At 67.0% G+C, this 1,187-nt stretch carries 1 protein-coding gene; it reads left to right on the forward strand.

The features are described from left to right. Positions 1 to 1,187: ImcF-related family protein (locus ACWKWX_RS32600; protein WP_483829925.1), on the forward strand; the 1,187-nt coding region annotated here is incomplete at both ends.

Below are 1,187 nucleotides of genomic sequence, written 5' to 3' on the forward strand. Positions count from 1 at the left end.
ACGTGGCTACGTTGGCCGCCACAGGCGTGCTGACGGCTGGTGTATTGCTGTCCTTCGTGGCCAACCGCAACCAAGCGGTCCACCTGGCGCAGGTCGCCGCGCAGCCGATCACCACTCTCACCACCCTCAGCAACATCACCCGCGAGGTGGACCGCCTGGAGTACCGCCGCGTCCACGGCGAGCCCTGGTACCTGGGCTTTGGCCTGAGCCATAGCCAGGCGCTGCTCGACTCGCTCTGGCCGCGCTACGTGCAGGCCACCCATGCGCTGCTGCGTGACAAGGCCGTGGCCAGCCTGGAGCAGACGCTGTGGACCCTGGTGGCGCAGCCCGCCGGCAGCCAGGCGCGCACGGAGATGGCCGGTGGCGCCTACGAGCCGCTCAAGGCCTACCTGATGCTCGCGCACCCTGAAAAAGCCGATCCGGCGTTCCTGGAAAAACTGCTGCTGGCGCGCGTGCCTGATCTACCCGGCCAATGGTCGTTCTACCTCCAGCAACTCCCCAGCCATCCCGAATGGCGCATCGACGCCAACCCACGCCTGATCGCCCAGGTGCGGCAGGTCCTGCTTGGCGAGCTGGGCCAGCGCAACGCCGAAGCCAGCCTGTACCAGCAGGTGCTGGACCGCGCGGGCAATCATTTTCCGCCGATGGCGCTGGTGCAGATGCTTGGCGACACCCAGGCGTCGGCGCTGTTTGGCGCGACCCGCAGTGTGCCGGGGATCTTCACTCGCCAGGCGTGGGACGGGCAGATACGGGCTGCCATCGACGACATTGCCGAGGCGCGTAGGGCGAAAATCGATTGGGTGCTCAGTGACCAGGACTCGAACGTCGATAGCGAGCTGTCCCCTGAAACCCTCAAGGCCAGGCTCACCGCCCGCTACTTCAAGGACTTCGGCAGCGCCTGGCTGAGCTTCCTCAACAGCGTGCGCTGGCGCCAGGCCAAGGACCTGGGCGAGGCGGTCGACCAGCTGGCGCTGATCAGCGACCCGCAGCAATCGCCGCTGCTGGCCCTGATCACCACCGTGGCCTACCAGGCCGGAACCGGCGGCAAAACGCTGATCAACACGGCGCAGCAAACCATCGATACGCCCATGCCACAAGGCCCGCTGGACGCCACCTTCGCCCCGTTGCTGCAACTGCTGGCCAAGGACAACAGCCCGCTGAGCCTGCACAGCTACCTGACCCGCGTC

Source organism: Pseudomonas imperatae, assembly GCF_057128625.1.